Here is a 19,312-nt window from a genome sequence, read left to right as displayed (position 1 = left end):
CTGCATTCTCAACCCAACGGCCAGTGTGGCAATAATCTCGCACAACATGAATATGAAATTAAGAACTCTCTTCGCGGCGGCCTTTGCTGTCGTGGGATTTTGCAATAGCGCGTCTGCTGTGACTTATCCGCTGCCGACTGATGGCAGCCGTCTGATCGGTCAGAACCAGGTCGTAACCATTCCTGAAGGCAATAACCAGCCGCTGGAATACTTTGCGGCTGAATACCAGATGGGTCTCTCCAACATGCTGGAAGCTAACCCGGGCATTGACGCCTATCTGCCGAAAGGTGGCACGGTAATGAACGTTCCGCAGCAGCTGATCCTGCCGGATACCGTTCATGAAGGGATTGTGATTAACAGTGCGGAGATGCGCCTCTACTACTATCCGAAAGGCACCAACACGGTGATCGTGCTGCCAATCGGTATCGGTCAGTTGGGCAAAGATACCCCGATTGCCTGGACCACCAAAGTCGAGCGTAAAAAAGCCGGTCCGACCTGGACACCGACGGCAAAAATGCACGCCGAATATCAGGCAATGGGTCAACCGCTGCCGCCGGTAGTACCGGCAGGCCCGGATAACCCGATGGGTCTCTACGCGCTCTATATTGGCCGCCTGTATGCGATCCACGGCACTAACGCCAACTTCGGTATCGGCCTGCGCGTGAGCCACGGCTGTGTGCGTCTGCGTAACGACGACATCAAATTCCTGTTCGAGAACGTGCCGGTTGGCACCCGCGTACAGTTTATTGATGAGCCGGTAAAAGCGACCACCGAACCGGATGGCAGCCGCTATATCGAAGTTCACAACCCGCTCTCCACCACTGAAGCGCAGTTTACCGGCGGCGAAATCGTGCCGATCGCGCTGACCAAAGCGGTGCAGACGGTGACCAGCCAGGCGGACGTTGATTCAAGCGTGGTTGACCAGGCGATCCAGAACCGTTCCGGTATGCCGGTACGTCTGAACTGATTGGCGGTCGGTTTGAATGCCGGATGGCGCTGCGCTTATCCGGCCTACAACTGATTTAAAAAGCGGAGCTTCGGCTCCGCTTTTTTTATGTTGGTTGCCGGATGGCACAAGCAATCAGTGTTGATGTATCGCGTAGGCCGGATAAGGCGTAGCCGCCATCCGGCAATAATAAAAACAGCGCTTTTATCCGTGGTTAACCACAATCACCCCGCCGTGATCGTAGCGGTAATGGCAATGGGCATACTCCAGCGGCGTGCCATCCTCCAGGTAGATAACCTGCTCCACCTCCAGCACCGGATCGGTCTCGTCACAATTGAGGTACTGCTTATCTTCCTCGCACGGCTTCAGCGCGCGAACAATGCGGTACGACCCCATAATTTTTAGCGCCAGATCGTCCTGCACATAGCGAAACACCGAGCTTTCGAGATGGCTGCGATTGAGCCCCGGCACCAGGTTTACCGGCATCAGTGTGAACTCCAGCGACACCGGTTCGCCCTCCAGCAGACGCAGGCGTACAAAGTCATACACCGGCTCATCCGGCCCCACCAGCAGCGAAGCCTGCTCCTTTTCGCTGGCAAAACGCAGATCGAAGCGCACGATCTTGCTCGTCACTTCGCCAACGTTCTCCCAGGTTTTGGTGGCACCAAAATAGTCGCTGCCCGGCAGATCCCAGCGCGACAGCTGAAGGAAATTTTTGCGGATAAAGGTGCCCTGCCCCTGGCGGGTATAGACCAGCCCCTCAACAATCAGCTGACGCATCGCCTGCTGGATGGTCATGCGGCTGGTATTAAACTCTGCCGCCAGCGCGAACTGGTCCGGCAGCGGCGCGCTGGCAGGATACTGCTGGCTAAGAATGCGCCGCTTAATTTCCCGCGCGATGGTGATATATTTTGCCGCCATGACCCGTCCCGGTAATTTAGTCTATCCCATTGTTTCTTAAGGCCACTCTCTCGGCAATTTTGAGGAAAGGCAGGTAGAAGAATACACCAAAGATGATGATTATCAACTGAACCACCACCGCCCGCCAGTCGCCCGCCGTCGCCAGCCAGGCGCTTAAAATTGGCGGGGTAGTCCACGGGATCATTACCACGCAGCGCGCCATCCAACCCATCGTGGTGCAAAACCAGGCAAACCAGATACCCAGCGCCGGCAGCAGCACAAAGGGGATCATCAGCGGCAGGTTAAAGACAATCGGCAGGCCGAAAATCACCGGTTCATTGATATTAAACAGCCCCGGCGAAATGGCCAGCCGCGCCACCTGCTTTGCCGACTGCTGCTTTGCGAAGATAAAGATAGCGATCAGCAGCGAGAGCGTGCTGCCAGTCCCGCCAATCATGCCAAAGGTCGGAACAAAAATACTGTTGATGATATGCGGGATCGGCTGGCCGTTGGCAAAGGCGAGCATATTCTCATTGGTGTTAATCAGCAGTAGCGGTTCGAGGATCACGCCGTTGACCACCGTCTGGTGAATACCGAGCGTAAAGAGGAAATTGCCGAAGCTGTAGATAAACAGCGTGCCCGGCAGGCTGGTGTTGATCTGGCGCAGCGGCTGCTGAATCAGGGTGGTGATGAGATGGATCAAATCCGTATGCAGCAGGTTCGCCAGCAGTGCCGCCACCATCGCGAAGAGCGACAGGGTAATGATCGTCGGGATCAGCGCCGAGAAGGATTGCCCCACCGCCGACGGCACATTGTCGCCGAGAGAAATGGAGAAGCGCTTCACGCTGGCAACGCGGATAAACAGCTCCGTCGAGAGCAGGCCGATAATCACCCCGGCAAAGATGCCGGTGGTGCCGATATTGGCAAACGACAGCATCTGCACGACGCTCACCGTCGTTTTACTCCCCACCGGCACCACGTCCAGCTGCATTGGCATCATGATGATAAAACTGGCAATCGCAATGACTACCGCTGAGACCGGGTTCCCGAAGTTCTTATTGCGCGCCAGCGACCAGGCGGTCATTGGCGCAATCAACAGAGCCGCGATATTCAGCGTGCCGTTAATGACCGCTTCGCCCCACACCTTAAAGCGTGCCAGCGTCTCGCCCTCCAGCACCCAGGGGAAAATGACGTTATTGATCAACACCGCCAGCCCGGCAAGGATGAATATCGGCATCACCGCCGCGAACGCGTCGCGCAGGGATCGCAGATGCACCTGGTTTGCCAGGCGGGCGGAGAACTCCACGAACTTATCGACGAATAACTGCATTTTCGGCGTGATTTTTGTCTCAGACATTGCGCTGCCCTCTTATCACTGCGTTACATGTCACGCCCGTTGCTACGGATCACCCGTTGCAGCCAGCGGTAGCTCTTTTTCGGTACGCGTCGCATATCTTTCAGGTCGTGGTTATCGCGGTTGACGTAGACCACGCCGTAGCGTTTACGCATATCGCCCTGGGAACTGAGAATGTCGATAAGCCCCCAGCCGAGATAGCCAATCACCTGCGCGCCATCTTCAAACATCGCATCCTGCATCGCCTGCAGGTGATCGCGGTGATAGGCAATACGGTACTCATCATCAATCGGGTTGACGCCGTCCCACTCCTCAATCACACCGATGCCGTTCTCAATCGGGAAGACCGGCAGCCGCCAGTCGTTGTAGTAGCGGGTAATGATGGCGCGAAAACCGAGCGGATCGATCTGCCAGCCCCACTCCGTCGCTTCAAGGTAAGGGTTAGGCTTGTCGCCTTCGTGCAGGTAGTAGTTGACCGGCGTATCCGTGCCAATGGCGTCACTATCCAGCGTTTTGCTGGCGTAGTAGCTAAAGGCCATAAAGTCGTTTTTAACGCGCGCAATCTGCGCCAAATCCTCATCACGGTAGATATCGCCGAAGCCCTCTTTTTCCACCACCGCCATCACCGCCGGGCTGTAACCCTGCCCGGCGTAGACGCGCAGCAGGTTCTGATTGAGGAATTCGTCATACTGCATGGCACAGAAGATATCGCGCGGTTTGCAGGTAGCCGGGTAGATCAACTGGTGCGCCAGCATGCCGCCCATCAGTTTGCCGGGCTGGGTATCGTGCAGATAGTGCGTCAGCAGCACGTGCGCCATCATCACGTGGTGCTGGATCTGGTAAAGCTCACGCAGGGTTTTCTCGCCCTGCATATAGCCGCCAACCTGAAACGCGCCGGGCATATGGTAGATATTCTGCTCGTTGAAGGTGAGCCAGTACTTCACCTTGCTGCCGAAGCAGTCGATCATCTTCTGGCCGTAGCGCACAAAGGCGTCCAGCACGTGGCGATCGACAAAACCGTTATACTTTTCCGCCAGCGCCAGCGGCATATCGAAATGGTAGAGGCAGACCATCGGCTCAATGCCGCGCGCCAGCAGACCATCAATAAAGCGCGCGTAAAAATCGATGCCCTCCTGATTGAATTCACCATCGCCCTCAGGGCAGACGCGGCTCCAGGCGATCTGAAAGCGGTAGCAGTTCATGCCCAGATCCTGCATCAGGTCGAAATCTTCCTCGTAACGGTGATAGGAGTCGGTGGCGACTTTCCAGTCGGAGGCAAATTCGCTGGCCTCGCGGATATCGTAGACCGACATCCCTTTTCCGCCCTCATTCCACGCCCCTTCGGTCTGCATGCTGGAGACAGAGTTGCCCCATAAAAAACCGGTCGGTAATGTTCTGCTCATTGCGCTTTCTCCATGACTAGTCATTTCGTGTATATGACTAGTCATATAGCGAATGGCGAAAAAACAGGCAAAGAGAGAAACGCGGTTTTGTGACGCTTTTCGAAAGAATTGTGCGAAACGGGGAAGATGAAGGGTGGAAGAGGCAACAGGCCGGATAGCGCGAACGCTACACTGGCCTGTGATTTATGCTTGAAGGGAAATTACTGCTGATTCAGTTGATTACGGCGATACTCGCCCTGACGCTCCAGCATCCAGCCGGGGTATTCGCCTGGCAGCGCGCTGACGGCATCAAGCTGTTTAAGCTCCTCGTCGCTCAACTGCACGGTGGTTGCGGCGAGGTTATCATCCAGCTGTTCCGGGCGTTTCGCGCCGATAATCACGCTGGTCACCGCCTGCTGATGCAGCAGCCAAGCCAGCGCGATTTGCGCCACGCTAACGCCTTTGCTGTCGGCGATAGTTCGCATCACATCCACGCAGTCGAAGGCGCGATCTTTATTCACCGGCGGGAAGTCAAACTCCACCCGGCGACCGCCCGCTTCGGCTTTGCCGTCGCGGCTATATTTGCCGCTCAGCAGGCCGCCTGCCAGCGGGCTCCAGACCATCAGCCCGACATTTTCGCTCTGCATCATCGGCACCAGCTCGCGCTCCAGATCGCGCCCAGCAATGGTGTAATAAGCCTGTAGCGAAGCAAAACGCGCGAGGCCCAGGCGCTCAGAGATGCCCAGCGCTTTGGCAATCTGCCACGCCGCCCAGTTGGAGACGCCGATATAACGCACATGCCCGTGCTGCACCAGCGTATCGAGGGCGTAAAGCGTCTCCTCCATCGGCGTCGCCGGATCAAACCCGTGCAGCTGGTAGAGATCGATATGATCGAGTTGCAGGCGCTTGAGGCTCGCTTTCACGCTCTGAATAATGTGAAAGCGCGAACTGCCGCGCGAATTGACGCCTGCGGTGCCGGTTTCGCCGAAGACTTTGGTGGCCACTACCACGTTCTCACGCGGCACCTTCAGGTTTTTTAACGCCTGCCCGGTGATCTCTTCCGAACGTCCACCGGAGTAAACATCAGCGGTATCAATAAAGTTGATCCCGGCATCGAGAGCGCGGCCGACCAGCTCTTCAGCCTGTGCCTGCTGTAGCTGGCCGATTTTGCCCCACATATCCTCCTGACCGCCGAAGGTCATGGTGCCGAGGCAGAGTTCAGAAACAAACAGTCCGGTATTGCCCAGTTTTTTGTAGCGCATGGTAGCGTCTCCTCATCGGTTGTTTGACGCAATCAGTTATACGCTCCGTACCTGCGCGGCGAATGTGGGGATCCTGCCTGTTTCTTGCCCAATCCTCTGATTATCCGCGCGGCGCGTCGCCAAAGACTTTGTAATCAGGCAGTTGCACGTTCTGGTACGGCTCCCAGCCGCCGCCGAGGGCTTTGTAGAGCGCGACGAGATCGAGGCTGCTCTGCACCCGCGCCTGCTCGCGCTGCTGGCTCGCCTGCGCCAGCTGGCGCTGGGCGTCGAGCACATCGAGGAAGCTGGCAATCCCTTTGCGGTAACTGTCGCTGGCAAGCGAAAAGGCGTTCTGCAACGCTTCCAGCGTCTTATCGAGGCTCGCTTCACGCTGCTGATCGGCACGGTAGCTGACCAGCGCATTCTCGACATCGTTCAGCGCGCTGAGCACCGTCTGGCGATAGTTGAGCACCGCGGCACCCTGCTGCGCGCGCGCCAGCTTGACGCTCGACACCAACCGTCCGCCCTGGAAAATAGGGATTGAGACCTGCGGGCCAAAGCTGTAGAAGTGGCTGCTCCAGTCCGTCAGCCAGTTGGTTTCGCTATTGCGCAGACCAAACTGGCCGCTAAGCGTCAAGCTCGGGAAGAGCTGCGCGACGGAGACGCCGATTTGCGCGGTCGCCGCATGCAGCGTCGCTTCCGCTTCGCGCACGTCCGGGCGACGGCGCGCTAAGGTGGAAGGAATGCCGGTTGGCACCACGTCCGGCAAGGCCGGGAGCGGCTGCGTGCCGCGCAGTTCGCTATCCAGCGCGCCCGGCGTTTTGCCGAGCAGCACCGCCAGCGCATTCATCGCCTGGCGCTCCTGTGCCTGGTACTGCGGCAGCTGCGCTTCGAGGTTCGCTGCCTGGGCGCGGGCATTCTCCACATCCAGCTGCGGCGATAGCCCGCCCTGCTGGCGGTTTTGCGTCAGGGTGAATGTCTCCTGCGCACTCTGAATCTGCGTATTCAGTGAGGCGATGATGCTCTGCGCGCCGCGCAGTTGCAGCCAGGCGCGCGCCACTTCCGCTTCCAGCGACACCAGCGCATCGTTGCGCTGCTCAATCGCCTGCTGCTGCTGGGCGGTGGTGGCCTCGACCTGACGGCGCACTTTGCCCCACAAATCCAGCTCCCACTGGGCATCAAAGCTGCCCTGGTAGAGATTGACCGGCTGGGTTAAGGCACCCAGCGCGCCGCTGACCGCCGGGTCGGCATTCTGCAACTGGCCGTAGACATCATGGGATTTCAGCTCCCCTTCCAGCCCCAGCTGCTGCCGCGTCGCCTGTAGCGAGCCATTCACCGCTGGCAGAAACGCGCCGCCCGCCTGGTTGATCTGCTCACGGGCACCGGCAATGCGCAGCACCGTCTGTTGCAGGGATAGATTCCCGGCAATCGCCCGTTCAATCAGGCTGTTAAGCTGCGGCGAGTTAAAGGTCGTCCACCAGCGCGGGTTGACCGCCTGCGGCGTCGCCCGGGATTTTACCGACGCATCACCCGGATCGTTCCAGCGCGCCGGGGTTTGCGGCTGCGCGGGCTGGTAATCTGGCCCGACCGCGCACCCGGCAAGGCACAGTGATAGAAAGGTAACGGGAAAATGACGCCATGCCATATTAATGTGCTCCTGCGCTGCCTTCGCTCTTGATCGGCGAAAGCAATAGACAAAATGGGATCAACAGAACCGCCACCACACTGAGGATGGTAAAGACATCGATGTAGGCCAGAATGCGCGACTGGGCGACCATCGCTTTGTACATCTGTCCGGTGGCGTTAGAGAAGGGATCGCCCGCCAGACTGGTAAAGTTGCGCACCGACTCCGCCATTGACCGCAGCGCCAGCTGAAACTGCTCATTAAAGGGCGACGTGTGTTCGGAGAGGTGCGACATATGCGCCTGCGAACGCTCGGTGATCGCCGCCGTTGAGAGCGAAATGCCGATCGATCCCGCCACGTTACGGAACATGGTAAACAGCGCTGCCGCATCGGCATTGAGTTGCCGCGGAATGGTGATAAAGGCGATGGTGGTGAGCGGCACAAACAGGAAGCCCAGACCAATCGACTGCGCGCTGCGGAACAGCACCAGCGTTTCAAAATCGACATCAGGCGTCAGCGAGCGCGTCCACCAGAAGGAGGCCGCCAGGCAGAAGAAGCCGAAGGCGATGATCCAGCGCGTCTGCACCACCGGCATCAGCTTCAGCACCAGCGGAATGGTTAACACAATCAATATGGCCCCCGGCGAGAGCACCAGCCCTGACCAGGTAGCGGTGTAACCGAGATCCTGCTGCGCCAGCTGCGGGATCACCACCGAGCTGCCATAGAGGATCATCGCCATCCCGGCCATCAACAGGCTGGAGACGGTAAAGTTTTTATCGGCCATGCAGCGCAGATCCACCACCGGCTTTTTGGCATACATCAGCCAGTAGATCGCGCCGACAATGCCTACCGCCGTCAGCACCGCAAAGATGCGGGTGAAGTCGGAGTTAAACCAATCCTCATCTTCCCCGCGATCGAGCATCACCTGCAGGCAGCCAAGACCGAGGGCGATCAGGCCAATGCCTGGCCAGTCGATGGAGAGTTTCTGTTTTGATTTACGCTCCCACGGCGGATCTTCCAGCAACTGGTAGATCGCCAGCACCGTAACGATGCCCACCGGGATATTGATAAAGAAGACCCAGCGCCAGGAGTAGTTATCGGTGATCCAGCCGCCCAGCGTCGGGCCGAGCACCGGGGCGACGATAATGGCGATGGAGGAGAGACCAAAGGCTTTGCCGCGATCCTCCGGTTTAAAGTAGTCCAGCAGCACCGACTGCTGCGTCGGTTGCAGGCCGCCGCCGAAGAAGCCCTGCAAAATACGAAACAGAATGATCTCCCACAGCTCGGTGGCGATACCGCACAGGAAGGAGCAGACGGTGAACATCACAATGCAGATAAGGAAAAACTGTTTGCGGCCAAAGGTACGGCTAAGAAATGCCGAGATGGGCAGCACAATACCGTTCGCCACCAGGTAGCTGGTCAGCACCCAGGTGGATTCGTCATAACTGGCGGAGAGCGACCCGGCAACGTGCGGCAGCGCCACGTTGACGATGGTGGTGTCGAGGATCTCCATAAACACCGCGAGGGTGACGACCCACGCCACCGCCCACGGGTTACTGGCCGGACGCCAGTTTTCATGACTGTGGTCGGTCATTCCAGCGTAACCTTCGGTTCAACTGAGAGGCCGAGCGGCAGCGGTTTGTTCGGGTCCAGCCCCTTATCGATAACGATCTTTACCGGCACGCGCTGAACAATCTTCACAAAGTTACCGGTGGCGTTTTCCGACGGGAAGGCGGCGAACTTCGAGCCACTCCCCTGTTGGATACTGTCGACATGCCCTTCCAGCTCCAGATCCGGCCAGGCATCGACGGTGACTGTCACTTTATTACCCGGACGCATGCGCTCCAGCTGCGACTCTTTAAAGTTCGCCGTCACCCACACCTCCTGGGAGACCAGCGAAAAGAGCGCGCTTCCGGCCTGCACCAGCGTACCGGTTTGCACGTTACGCTTGGTGACATAACCATCGAACGGCGCGCGGACGTTAGTCCACGAGAGGTTAAGATTGGCGGTTTCCAGCTGCGCCTTCGCCTGCGCGACCTGCTGCTCGCGCGCCTCGACGTTGGTCTCCTGCTGGCGGATCTGCAACTGCACCTGCTCGGCTACTTCCAGCTGCGCCTGCGCGCTGGCAAGCTGCGCCTGGGCACTGCGCAACTGGGCATTAGCGGTATCAATGTTTTGTTGGGTGGTCGCGCGGGGATCGACACCGCGTTGACGTTTATAAGCGGCTTCGGCGTTAGCCAGGTCGGCCTTCGCTTTCAGTACCTGCGCGCGGGCTTCATCCCGCTGCGCCGGGTACTGCACTTTGGAGAGCGCGAGCTGCGCCTGCGCCTGGTGAAGCTGCGCGGTCGCCAGCCCAAGCTGGGCCTGCGCCTGATCGCGCTGAGCGGTGGCATCGCGCGGATCGATCACCACCAGCAGATCGCCCTTTTTCACCCGCTGGTTATCTTTCACCCGCAGATCGGTGACGTAACCCGCCACTTTTGGCGCAATGGTCACCGCATCGCCGTCGGTGAAGGCGTCATCGGTGGTCTCCTGGTTGCGGGTTAATAACCACCACACCAGCGCCACAACAACCATCACTACGACGACAATGCCGAGAATAATCAGCGGCTTCTTTCCGGGGCGTTTGCGGGGTTTGTCGTCTTGCTGCTCTTTTTCGTCGTCCTGAACGTCGTCAGGTTGAGTTCTCTTTTCTGCCATAATCTCGCAACGTTCCTGTCAGGTAACGGCGCCGAGGGTGCGCCGTTTACTAAACTTAGGCGGTTGCTATACATTTGCCAGGATAAACTGACAAATCAGCACTATATGACTAAGAGTAATCCGTATCCCACCAGCGCAGCCCACACCAGCAGCGGCATGGAGTAGAGATGGAAGCGCCACCAGATGCGACGATTATTCGCCATACGCAGGGCGATCAGGTTCGCCAGCGATCCCGGCAGCAGGCCAAAACCACCGACGTTAACCGCCCAGGCGAGCAGCGTATCGGGCGGCACATAGTTGAGCAGCAAAATGGTCGCTGGCACATTGCTGATAAATTGCGACAGGCCAATCGCGGTCAGCCATAGGCCCGGCTGTGAGAGCTGGCCGGTGCTGGCAAGCGTCGCGTGCAGCGCGGGCAGCTGGGTCAGCAGATGGACGTCGATAAACATGGCGATAAAGACCAGCAGCAATGTCCAGTCGACACTGAACACCACCCGGCGCGCCAGGAAGAGGAAGCCGACGGCGATTATCGCCAACCCCCACAGCTCCTGCTTCAGCTCAAGCGCGGTGATAAAGACCAGGTAGAAGCCAAGGCAGCTCCAGACCAGCTTCGGTTTCCACTCGCTCGAACTCTGCCCGCTATGGTAAGTCAGCGCTTTCGCGGAGAAGCAGAACCAGCACAGCACCAGCAAGGTGATCATCATGGCCAGCGCCAGCGGTGCCATCTGCCAGATGAAGGCCGGGAAAGAGAGCCCCGAACGGCCCCAAATCAGGATGTTCTGCGGGTTACCGATGGGCGTTAAAAGCGATCCGGCGTTGACCGCCAGCGCTTCGAAGATGATCAGCCGGTTAACCGGGATTTCGCACAGCTTCTTTAGCGTGATGGTCAGCGGCACGACAATAAAGAGCGCCACATCGTTAGTCAGGAAGGTAGAGAGCACCGCCGCCGCCAGCACGAGGAAAATAGCCAGCTGACGCTCGTGCTGAAAACGGCGCACCATGCGTCGGCCAATTACATCAAAATAGCCGCTCAGCTCCACCCCTTTGGTCAGCAGCATTAACCCACTGAGGGTAATAATGGTGTGCCAGTCGATGGCACCGGGCCACTTCTTTGGCGCAAAGGGCACAAAGAAGCATAAGGCGACGCCAATTAACAGTAACAGGTGGAGAAAGCGGTCACGCGCCAGGGCGCGAATAAAAGGGAGGTTCATTCAGATGGCGTCTCGTGTTGCTGCGTGAAACGACGGAAACATTCAAGGGTCTCTTCGCTGACGTGGTGCTCCATCCCTTCCGCATCGCGCCGGGCGATATCCGGGCTGACGCCTAACACCAGCAGGAAACTCTCAACGATTTGGTGACGCTCGCGGCTCTCCTGCGCCAGCCTCTCCCCTTCGGCGGTGAGAAAGACGCCGCGCCATGGGATCTGCTCAATAAGACCGACCGAGGCGAGCCTTTTTAACATCTTCGCCACCGTCGGCTGCGACACGCCGAGGCGCGCAGCCATATCCACCTGGCGGGCTTCCCCCACTTCGCGGATCAGATCGGAGATGAGTTCAACATAGTCATCAATCAGTTCGCGGCGGTGCGCTTCGCGGACCTGGCGGAAACCTTCGACATGCTCTTCGACATTAACCAGCGTCACTTTTTTTATTGTTTGCTTACCTGCGCGACGGTTCATAGTGCTTCCCCTGACGGTGAGACGCTGTGCAGCATCATATAAGAGAGGCGCATTGTAAACCATCCGTGAATCAGTACAAAAAATTAACGTATTAGCCGTAGCTATGTAATATAGCCTGTGCTATATCTGTATGTAATGCGTTCACCTTTCATGGATCGAAGGGGTCCTAATCATCAGGAGGTGACAATGAATGAGTTCAAGAGGTGTATGCGCGTGTTTAGCCACTCTCCCTTTAAAGTCCGTTTAATGCTGCTCAATATGTTGTGCGATATCGTCAACGGTAAGCCGCAGCCGAACGAAGATAAACCTACCCACTGATGCGGCGTCGCGGTACGCCGCTTCATTTTTCTGTCATCTTATCGCTTCATACTGACCTGTTTTCCCCAAAATCCGCGTAATTTTGCTGGATTTGCAATCACTCTCGCAAAACAATCTCTTAGCTGCTGTTGACCTTAAACCCGCCGCGCTTTATCTTTGCGCAGCCCTGCACTCAATGCGCACCGCAGACGCGGATCCCCTCCCCCTCTCAGCGCGCTGTCCGGCAGGTTTTGACCCTTACGCCAGGGTGAGCACATGGCGTTTCACGAAATCATCTATGAGCGTAATCCTTAAAGAGTCCGTTGCCCTGCGCGGTCAGTCGATCAATCCGTGGATTGGTTTCTATTTCCTGCAGTCACTATTAATTAACTTTGCCCTTGGCTACGAATTCAGCGTGCTCTATGCAGTGGTCTCCACCTGCGCGCTCTGCGTGCTCTGGCGTCATGCGCCGCGTGCGCAAAAAATCTTTCTGACCATCACCACGCTGGTCGCCGCCAGCTACTTTCCGTTTGGCCAGGCTTATGGCGCGCCCAACTTCAACACCCTGCTGGCGCTGCGTTCGACCAATATCGAAGAGTCGTCAGAAATTCTGACCATCTTCCCGTGGTATCACTACGTTATTAGCGTTGGCATCCTCGCGCTGGGTGTGATTGCGCTGCGCCGTCGGGTGTTGGTGCCTTCGACGCCGTGGCTGAAGTGGGACACGCTGGGTGTGCTGTTTTGCGTCGCCTCCTACTTTATCGGCCCGGTACAGAACCACTTTCGCGGCTTTGAGTTCCGCCTGATCGACACCGGCGTGCCGGTGCTGCGCTTTGTGCGCGATGTCGCCTATAACTACCACGAAGTGAAGGTAGAAGAGGAGAACATGGCGCAGCTCTCCGGGATGAAAGATACCTGGACGGTCACCGCAGTTAATCCGAAGTATCACGTCTATGTGGTGGTGATTGGCGAGAGCGCGCGCCGCGATGCGCTAGGCGCTTTTGGTGGGCACTGGAACAATACGCCGTTTGCCAGCCAGGTGAATGGCGATCTCTTTACCGACTATATTGCCGCCAGCGGATCGACACAGAAGTCCCTCGGCCTGACCTTAAACCGTGTGGTCAACGACAAGCCGCAGTATCAGGATAACTTTGTCACGCTGGCGAGCCGCGCTGGTTTCCAGACCTGGTGGTTCTCAAACCAGGGGCAGATTGGCGAATATGACACCGCCATCGCCAGCATTGCGAAGCGCGCCGATGAAGTGCAGTTCCTGAAACGGGGCGACTTTGAAGCGGATAAAAACACCCGCGATGAGGATCTGTTAAAGCTCACCAACCAGGTGCTGAGCGTGCGGCGTAATCAACCGCAGCTGATTGTGCTGCATCTGATGGGGTCGCATCCGCAGGCGTGCGATCGCACCGGCGGCAAGTACAACGAGTTTGTGCAGTCGAAAGAGACCTCCTGCTACCTCTACTCCATCACGCAAACCGACGATCTGCTGGGCAAGATCTACTCCCAGCTGCGCAACAGCGGCGAGAGCTTCTCGATGGTCTACTTCTCCGATCATGGCCTGGCGTTTAAAGAGCGCGGCAAAGAGGTGCAGTATCTCGCGCATGACGACCATTTTCAGCAGAACTTCCAGGTGCCGTTTATGGTGGTCTCAAGCGATGCGACAAAACATCGTCTGATTAAAGCGCGCCGCTCCGCCAACGACTTTTTGAGCTTCTTCTCGCAGTGGACCGGAATTACCGCCACGCAGATCAAAAATGCCTACCCGTTTATCTCGGGGAAAAAAGCGGGGCCCGTCTACGTGACCAACTTTAAGTTACAGAAAGTGGACTATAACCATCTAGGGACCGACCTGTTCGACACGCGCAGCACCCGTTAACGGTCTATGCTTTTTGCAGGCAAAAAAAAATCCGCCCCTTGAGGCGGATTTTTATTATCGCAAAAGCGATTAGAAGCGGTAACCAACACCAGCGATCCAGGTGCCAACGTCAACGCTACGGATACGGCTCTGCTCGTAGGAGAAGTCCAGAGCAACGTTTTCCATCGGGTTGAACTGCAGACCAGCACCGTAAGAAACGCCGTAGTCGCTGGTGTCAGACACTTTAGCAACGTCAGCAGTCTGCTGGAATTTACCGTAACCAACACCAACTACACCGTAGATGCTCGCCCAGTCATTGATGCGGAAAGCCGGACCAGCAGTGATGCCGTAGTACTGAGCTTTGTTATAAACGCCTTCACCGGTAGTACGATCTTTTTCGGTGTAGGTGAAGGAACCGATAACGCCCAGCGGGTTGTTATCCTGCTCGTAACGGTATTTCAGGTTGAAACCGTTGGTTTTGTTAGCAATACCCTGAGCGTCGCTCTGAGCATAACCGCCGGAAACAGTAGAAGTTGATGCTACTGCGGAACCTGCAGAAACCGCCAGAAGAGCGGCCAGTGCTGAAAGACATGCAATTTTTTTCATAATCCACCTCAAATGTGCTTCAAGAAATCCTGGGTACTACGCATTTAAATATATCAAAAATTATAAGGAAACTCTTTGAGAGAAATAGAGTCTAAAGCGTTCTTTCATGTAACAGAAAGTTTCCGCTCCTTAACAACCCATTCATTAAAAAGCACTTTTCTCAAGAGTCGGACTATTATGGTACCTGTTCTGGAATTCGTTCATCCAGATTATTCTTAAATAAACAGGCCAATAATCGACCGCCCGACGGCCATTATACGGATTTTTTCAGCCTTTTTTACAACCAACCATCAACCGTCTGAATACTATTTCAAGTAGACTGACGGCTCTGCCTCATTTGACACTTAACGGAGAAGGGATGCCTGTTTTGCCGCGTAAACTGCCGGTGTGGGTACCGGTTATCATTCTGCTTATCGCGATGACCTCGATTCAGGGAGGGGCGTCGCTGGCGAAATCGCTCTTTCCTCTGGTTGGCGCGCCCGGCGTCACCGCGCTGCGTCTTGCACTCGGCACGCTTATCCTGGTGATTGTTTTTAAACCCTGGCGTTTGCGCTTTACCCGTGAACAGCGATTGCCGCTGCTCTTTTATGGCCTGTCGCTCGGCGCGATGAACTACATGTTCTATCTGGCGATCCAGACCGTGCCGCTCGGCGTGGCCGTGGCGCTGGAGTTCACCGGTCCGCTGGCCGTCGCCCTCTTCGCTTCGCGACGGGCGGTCGATTTTATCTGGGTGATCCTCGCCGTGCTCGGGCTGTGGTATCTGCTGCCGCTGGGCCAGGATGTGGCGCATGTTGATTTAACCGGCGCGGCATTTGCACTCGGCGCGGGGGCCTGCTGGGCTATCTATATTCTGAGCGGGCAACGCGCGGGCGAGGATCACGGCCCGGCGACGGTGGCGCTGGGTTCGCTGATTGCCGCAATCGTCTTTGTCCCCCTTGGCGCGTTCCAGGCGGGCGACGTGTTGTGGCACTGGTCGATTTTACCGCTCGGCATTGCGGTGGCGATTCTGTCGACTGCGCTGCCCTACTCCCTTGAGATGATCGCCCTCACCCGTTTGCCGACGCGCACCTTCGGCACGCTGATGAGCATGGAGCCGGCACTCGCGGCCGTCTCGGGCATGATCTTCCTCGGTGAGACGCTTGCGCTCCAGCAGGTGCTGGCCTTAATGGCGATTGTGATTGCCTCGATGGGGTCGACATTAACCCTGCGCCGCGAGACCACAATAAAAGAAGTGGATATAGGTAAATAATAATTATTCAGCATGAGATTTCGCTCATGCTGAATATTCATTCAGACCTTTGACATTATTTTTTACGCTTTAAGTAAATTCTTTATTAATTAGAATTATTCTTAGTTATCTGCTGTCTCTTTATTAGATTTATCTTACATTTCATTCGATTAGTTGCGCGTTTTCGAAATCGTGACCTATATTTAAATCACGCTATCGAACTGATAGGCATAGCCAAAACCGACGACGGTTAATCTGGTGCTATACTTAGTCCCGGTAATTACCTGGGACACAAACATCAAGAGGATATGGATTATGAGTACCGCTAAACTGGTAAAAACGAAAGCGTCTAATCTGCTTTATACCCGTAACGATGTATCGGACAGCGACAAACAAGCGACCATTGAGCTGCTGAATCGCCAGGTGATCCACTTCACTGACCTGTCTTTGATCACCAAGCAGGCCCACTGGAACATGCGCGGCGCGAACTTTATTGGCGTGCACGAAATGCTGGATCAGTTCCGTACTTCGCTGGTAACGCACCTTGATACCATGGCAGAGCGCGCGGTTCAGCTGGGCGGTGTTGCACTGGGTACCACTCAGGTGATCAACAGCAAAACGGCACTGAAAAGTTACCCGCTGGACATTCATAGCGTGCAGGATCACCTGAAAGAGCTGGCCGATCGTTACGCGGTTGTCGCGAACGACCTGCGTAAAGCCATCACCGAAGCGAAAGATGAAGATACCGCAGATATCTTTACCGCCGCCTCCCGCGATCTGGATCAGTACCTGTGGTTTATCGAAGCTAACATCGAATAAGCCAGATCTTTTTGTTATCGCTCTGACCCCTGCGCCTCTGGTGCGGGGGTTTGCACTTTTATGGTGCAACACTTCTCCCCCTTCCCGCCAGAAAGTTACCGCTTCGTAATTATCTCATCACAAAATTGTTAATAAGTGATTGTTTATCGCCCACGTTGTGCGCTAAATAGCAGCACTGCCGACAATCGCGCGCGAGCGCACCAAAAGAGTGACTCAAAATGGTGCATTGCGGTGTCATTGCTACACTTATTGTGCAACCGGTTAAAGCTTCGCCTTTACAAAACAATAGGTTGTAAACCTGGCATGATTTTTTCATACTGCGTTCATTCTCGCAGGGGCTCGCTCCCCCGATACAAAAGGAAACACTATGAAGTCTGTATTGAAATTCTCCCTTGCCGCACTCGCTCTCGCCTTTGCTGTTTCTTCTCAGGCTGCTGATAAAAAACTGGTTGTGGCTACCGATACTGCATTCGTTCCTTTCGAATTCAAAAAAGGCAATGAGTACGTTGGTTTCGACATCGACCTGTGGGCTGCCGTGGCGAAAGAGCTGAAGCTGGATTATGAACTGAAGCCGATGGACTTCAGCGGCATCATCCCTGCGCTGCAAACCAAAAACGTTGATGTTGCACTGGCGGGCATCACCATTACTGAAGAGCGCAAAAAAGCGATCGACTTCTCTGACGGCTACTACAAAAGCGGCCTGCTGGTGATGGTGAAAGCCGACAACAATGACGTTAAAAGCGCGAAAGATCTCAACGGTAAAGTGATCGCAGTTAAGAGCGGCACCGGCTCCGTGGATTACGCGAAAGCGAATATCAAAACCAAAGATCTGCGCCAGTTCCCGAACATCGATAACGCCTACATGGAACTGGGTACCGGTCGCGCTGACGCGGTTCTGCACGACACGCCAAACATCCTCTACTTCATCAAAACTGCCGGCAACGGTCGTTTTAAAGCGGTAGGCGACTCTCTGGAAGCGCAGCAGTACGGCATCGCCTTCCCGAAAGGCAGCGACGATCTGCGTGAGAAAGTGAACGGCGCGCTGAAAACCCTGCGTGAGAACGGTACGTACAACGAAATCTACAAAAAATGGTTCGGTTCTGAGCCTAAATAATTATTAAAAAGTAACAGGTTAAACGTCGGGGGCGGCTTTCGTCCCCGCGCTATTTGTCTCTTCTACGGTATACAGGAATTAATCACATGCAGTTTGACTGGAGCGCCATCTGGCCCGCCATTCCGCTTCTACTGGACGGGGCCAAAATGACCTTGTGGATCTCGATCCTCGGTCTGGCTGGCGGTATCGTTATCGGCCTGATGGCTGGTTTAGCCCGTACCTACGGCGGGTGGATCTCAAACCACGTCGCCCTCGTGTTTATTGAAATTGTCCGCGGCACGCCGATTGTCGTGCAGGTGATGTACATCTACTTCGCCCTGCCGATGGCGCTGCCGGATCTGCGCATCGACACCTTCACCGCCGCGGTGGTGACGATCATGATCAACTCCGGCGCCTATATTGCCGAGATCACCCGTGGTTCGGTGCTATCGATCCATAAAGGCTTTAGCGAAGCGGGCATGGCGCTCGGTCTGTCGCGCCGCGAAACCATTCGCCACGTCATTATGCCGCTGGCACTGCGCCGTATGCTGCCGCCGCTTGGCAACCAGCTGATCATCAGTATCAAAGATACCTCGCTGTTTATTGTTATCGGCGCGGCTGAATTGACCCGCCAGGGCCAGGAGATCATCGCCGGGAACTTCCGCGCACTGGAGATCTGGACCGCCGTCGGGGTTATCTATCTCATCATTACCCAGGCACTGAACATCGTGCTTCGCCGTCTTGAAAAAAGGATGAAAATCCTGTGATTGAATTTAAAAACGTTTCCAAGCACTTCGGTAAAACCCAGGTGCTGCATGATATCGACCTCAACATTACCCAGGGCGAAGTGGTGGTGATTATCGGGCCGTCCGGCTCCGGTAAATCGACCCTGCTGCGCTGCATCAACAAGCTGGAAGAGATCACCAAAGGCGATCTGATTGTTGATGGTCTGAAGGTCAACGACCCGAAAGTGGATGAGCGCCTGATCCGCCAGGAAGCGGGCATGGTGTTCCAGCAGTTTTACCTCTTCCCGCACCTGACGGCGCTGGAGAACGTGATGTTTGGCCCGCTGCGCGTGCGCGGCACCAACAAAGCGGAAGCGGAAAAGCAGGCGAAAGCGCTGCTGGCGAAAGTGGGTCTTGCCGAGCGCGCCCATCACTACCCGTCAGAGCTCTCCGGCGGCCAGCAGCAGCGCGTGGCGATTGCCCGCGCGCTGGCGGTCAAACCGAAGATGATGCTGTTTGATGAGCCGACCTCGGCGCTCGATCCGGAGTTGCGTCACGAAGTGCTGAAAGTGATGCAGGATCTGGCCGAAGAGGGGATGACGATGGTGATCGTGACCCACGAAATCGGCTTTGCCGAAAAAGTGGCCTCGCGTCTGATTTTCATTGATAAGGGCCGCATTGCCGAAGATGGCAACCCGCAGCAGCTGATTGAGAATCCGCCCAGCCAGCGTTTGCAGGAGTTCCTGCAGCACGTCTCCTGACAGCCAACCCCTCCAGCCGGAGGGGTTTTTCTTTTGCGGATTGTGCGCAATTTTATCCCGCCCTCCCCCGGCACCTATACTTATCCCTTTG

At 56.2% G+C, this 19,312-nt stretch carries 18 protein-coding genes; 8 read left to right on the top strand and 10 right to left on the bottom strand.

Annotation, left to right across the window (positions count from 1 at the left end):
* Positions 1 to 46 precede the first annotated feature (46 nt).
* Positions 47 to 967 carry a L,D-transpeptidase gene (gene ldtB / locus BWI95_RS12915; RefSeq protein WP_076769600.1) on the top strand — a complete coding sequence of 307 codons (921 nt, stop codon included), beginning with the start codon at positions 47 to 49 and terminating at the stop codon, positions 965 to 967.
* A gap of 183 nt (positions 968 to 1,150) precedes the next feature.
* Here the strand turns inward: ldtB and BWI95_RS12910 are convergent, their stop codons facing one another.
* From BWI95_RS12910 to mntR, 9 genes are all read right to left on the bottom strand, one after another.
* Positions 1,151 to 1,867, bottom strand: coding sequence for a GntR family transcriptional regulator (locus BWI95_RS12910; RefSeq protein ID WP_054804087.1), 717 nt, complete (start codon positions 1,865 to 1,867; stop codon positions 1,151 to 1,153).
* Between the two features lie 16 nt (positions 1,868 to 1,883).
* A complete protein-coding gene (locus BWI95_RS12905; protein ID WP_054804086.1) occupies positions 1,884 to 3,203 on the bottom strand; it encodes a PTS sugar transporter subunit IIC in 1,320 nt (439 codons plus the stop codon).
* 23 nt (positions 3,204 to 3,226) lie between these two features.
* Positions 3,227 to 4,603, bottom strand: coding sequence for a glycoside hydrolase family 1 protein (locus BWI95_RS12900; RefSeq protein WP_076769599.1), 1,377 nt, complete (start codon positions 4,601 to 4,603; stop codon positions 3,227 to 3,229).
* A 200-nt stretch (positions 4,604 to 4,803) separates the two neighbouring features.
* Positions 4,804 to 5,844 carry an aldo/keto reductase gene (locus BWI95_RS12895; RefSeq protein ID WP_076769598.1) on the bottom strand — a complete coding sequence of 347 codons (1,041 nt, stop codon included), beginning with the start codon at positions 5,842 to 5,844 and terminating at the stop codon, positions 4,804 to 4,806.
* A gap of 100 nt (positions 5,845 to 5,944) precedes the next feature.
* The gene (locus BWI95_RS12890; protein WP_076769597.1) at positions 5,945 to 7,468 is read right to left on the bottom strand and encodes an efflux transporter outer membrane subunit; all 1,524 of its coding nucleotides are present in this window, start codon (positions 7,466 to 7,468) and stop codon (positions 5,945 to 5,947) included.
* Between the two features lies 1 nt (position 7,469).
* Entirely contained in the window at positions 7,470 to 9,041 is a 1,572-nt protein-coding gene (locus BWI95_RS12885) for a DHA2 family efflux MFS transporter permease subunit (RefSeq protein WP_076769596.1), read from the bottom strand.
* Entirely contained in the window at positions 9,038 to 10,147 is a 1,110-nt protein-coding gene (locus tag BWI95_RS12880) for an HlyD family secretion protein (RefSeq protein ID WP_076769595.1), read from the bottom strand. Before BWI95_RS12880 ends, BWI95_RS12885 begins: the two co-directional genes overlap by 4 nt.
* 101 nt (positions 10,148 to 10,248) lie before the next feature.
* A complete protein-coding gene (locus tag BWI95_RS12875) occupies positions 10,249 to 11,358 on the bottom strand; it encodes an anion transporter (protein ID WP_054804084.1) in 1,110 nt (369 codons plus the stop codon).
* A complete protein-coding gene (gene mntR, locus BWI95_RS12870) occupies positions 11,355 to 11,825 on the bottom strand; it encodes a manganese-binding transcriptional regulator MntR (RefSeq protein ID WP_023481508.1) in 471 nt (156 codons plus the stop codon). The genes BWI95_RS12875 and mntR overlap by 4 nt, the downstream gene beginning before the upstream one ends.
* A 186-nt stretch (positions 11,826 to 12,011) precedes the next feature.
* Between mntR and mntS the strand changes: the two genes are divergently transcribed.
* Together mntS and BWI95_RS12860 are read left to right on the top strand one after the other, a co-directional pair.
* Positions 12,012 to 12,143, top strand: a complete 132-nt coding sequence (gene mntS, locus BWI95_RS12865) for a manganase accumulation protein MntS (protein ID WP_054804083.1) — start codon at positions 12,012 to 12,014, stop codon at positions 12,141 to 12,143.
* Positions 12,144 to 12,420: 277 nt separating this feature from the next.
* Positions 12,421 to 14,010 (top strand): phosphoethanolamine transferase, encoded by a 1,590-nt coding sequence (locus BWI95_RS12860; RefSeq protein ID WP_076769594.1) that lies wholly within the window; start codon positions 12,421 to 12,423, stop codon positions 14,008 to 14,010.
* 69 nt (positions 14,011 to 14,079) lie between these two features.
* On the opposite strand, the gene ompX is transcribed toward BWI95_RS12860, so the two are convergent.
* On the bottom strand, positions 14,080 to 14,595 hold the full coding sequence (gene ompX, locus BWI95_RS12855) for an outer membrane protein OmpX (RefSeq protein ID WP_023481426.1): 516 nt from the start codon (positions 14,593 to 14,595) through the stop codon (positions 14,080 to 14,082).
* Between the two features lie 358 nt (positions 14,596 to 14,953).
* Here ompX and rhtA point away from each other — a divergent pair, with 358 nt between their 5' ends.
* From rhtA to glnQ, 5 genes are all read left to right on the top strand, one after another.
* Positions 14,954 to 15,844 (top strand): threonine/homoserine exporter RhtA, encoded by an 891-nt coding sequence (rhtA, locus tag BWI95_RS12850; protein ID WP_076769593.1) that lies wholly within the window; start codon positions 14,954 to 14,956, stop codon positions 15,842 to 15,844.
* 294 nt (positions 15,845 to 16,138) lie between these two features.
* Positions 16,139 to 16,642, top strand: a complete 504-nt coding sequence (dps, locus tag BWI95_RS12845) for a DNA starvation/stationary phase protection protein Dps (RefSeq protein WP_023481476.1) — start codon at positions 16,139 to 16,141, stop codon at positions 16,640 to 16,642.
* Between the two features lie 367 nt (positions 16,643 to 17,009).
* Entirely contained in the window at positions 17,010 to 17,756 is a 747-nt protein-coding gene (glnH, locus tag BWI95_RS12835) for a glutamine ABC transporter substrate-binding protein GlnH (protein WP_076769592.1), read from the top strand.
* A gap of 86 nt (positions 17,757 to 17,842) precedes the next feature.
* Positions 17,843 to 18,502 (top strand): glutamine ABC transporter permease GlnP, encoded by a 660-nt coding sequence (gene glnP / locus BWI95_RS12830; RefSeq protein ID WP_023481646.1) that lies wholly within the window; start codon positions 17,843 to 17,845, stop codon positions 18,500 to 18,502.
* Positions 18,499 to 19,221: a glutamine ABC transporter ATP-binding protein GlnQ gene (glnQ, locus tag BWI95_RS12825; RefSeq protein WP_023481528.1), complete on the top strand. Its 723-nt coding sequence runs from the start codon at positions 18,499 to 18,501 to the stop codon at positions 19,219 to 19,221. The genes glnP and glnQ overlap by 4 nt, the downstream gene beginning before the upstream one ends.
* Positions 19,222 to 19,312: the final 91 nt, after the last annotated feature.

Origin of the sequence: Kosakonia cowanii JCM 10956 = DSM 18146, assembly GCF_001975225.1 — a bacterium.
GTDB lineage: Bacteria > Pseudomonadota > Gammaproteobacteria > Enterobacterales > Enterobacteriaceae > Kosakonia > Kosakonia cowanii.
Note: the sequence above shows the minus strand (reverse complement) of the source record. Positions and strands in the feature narration are given on the sequence as shown.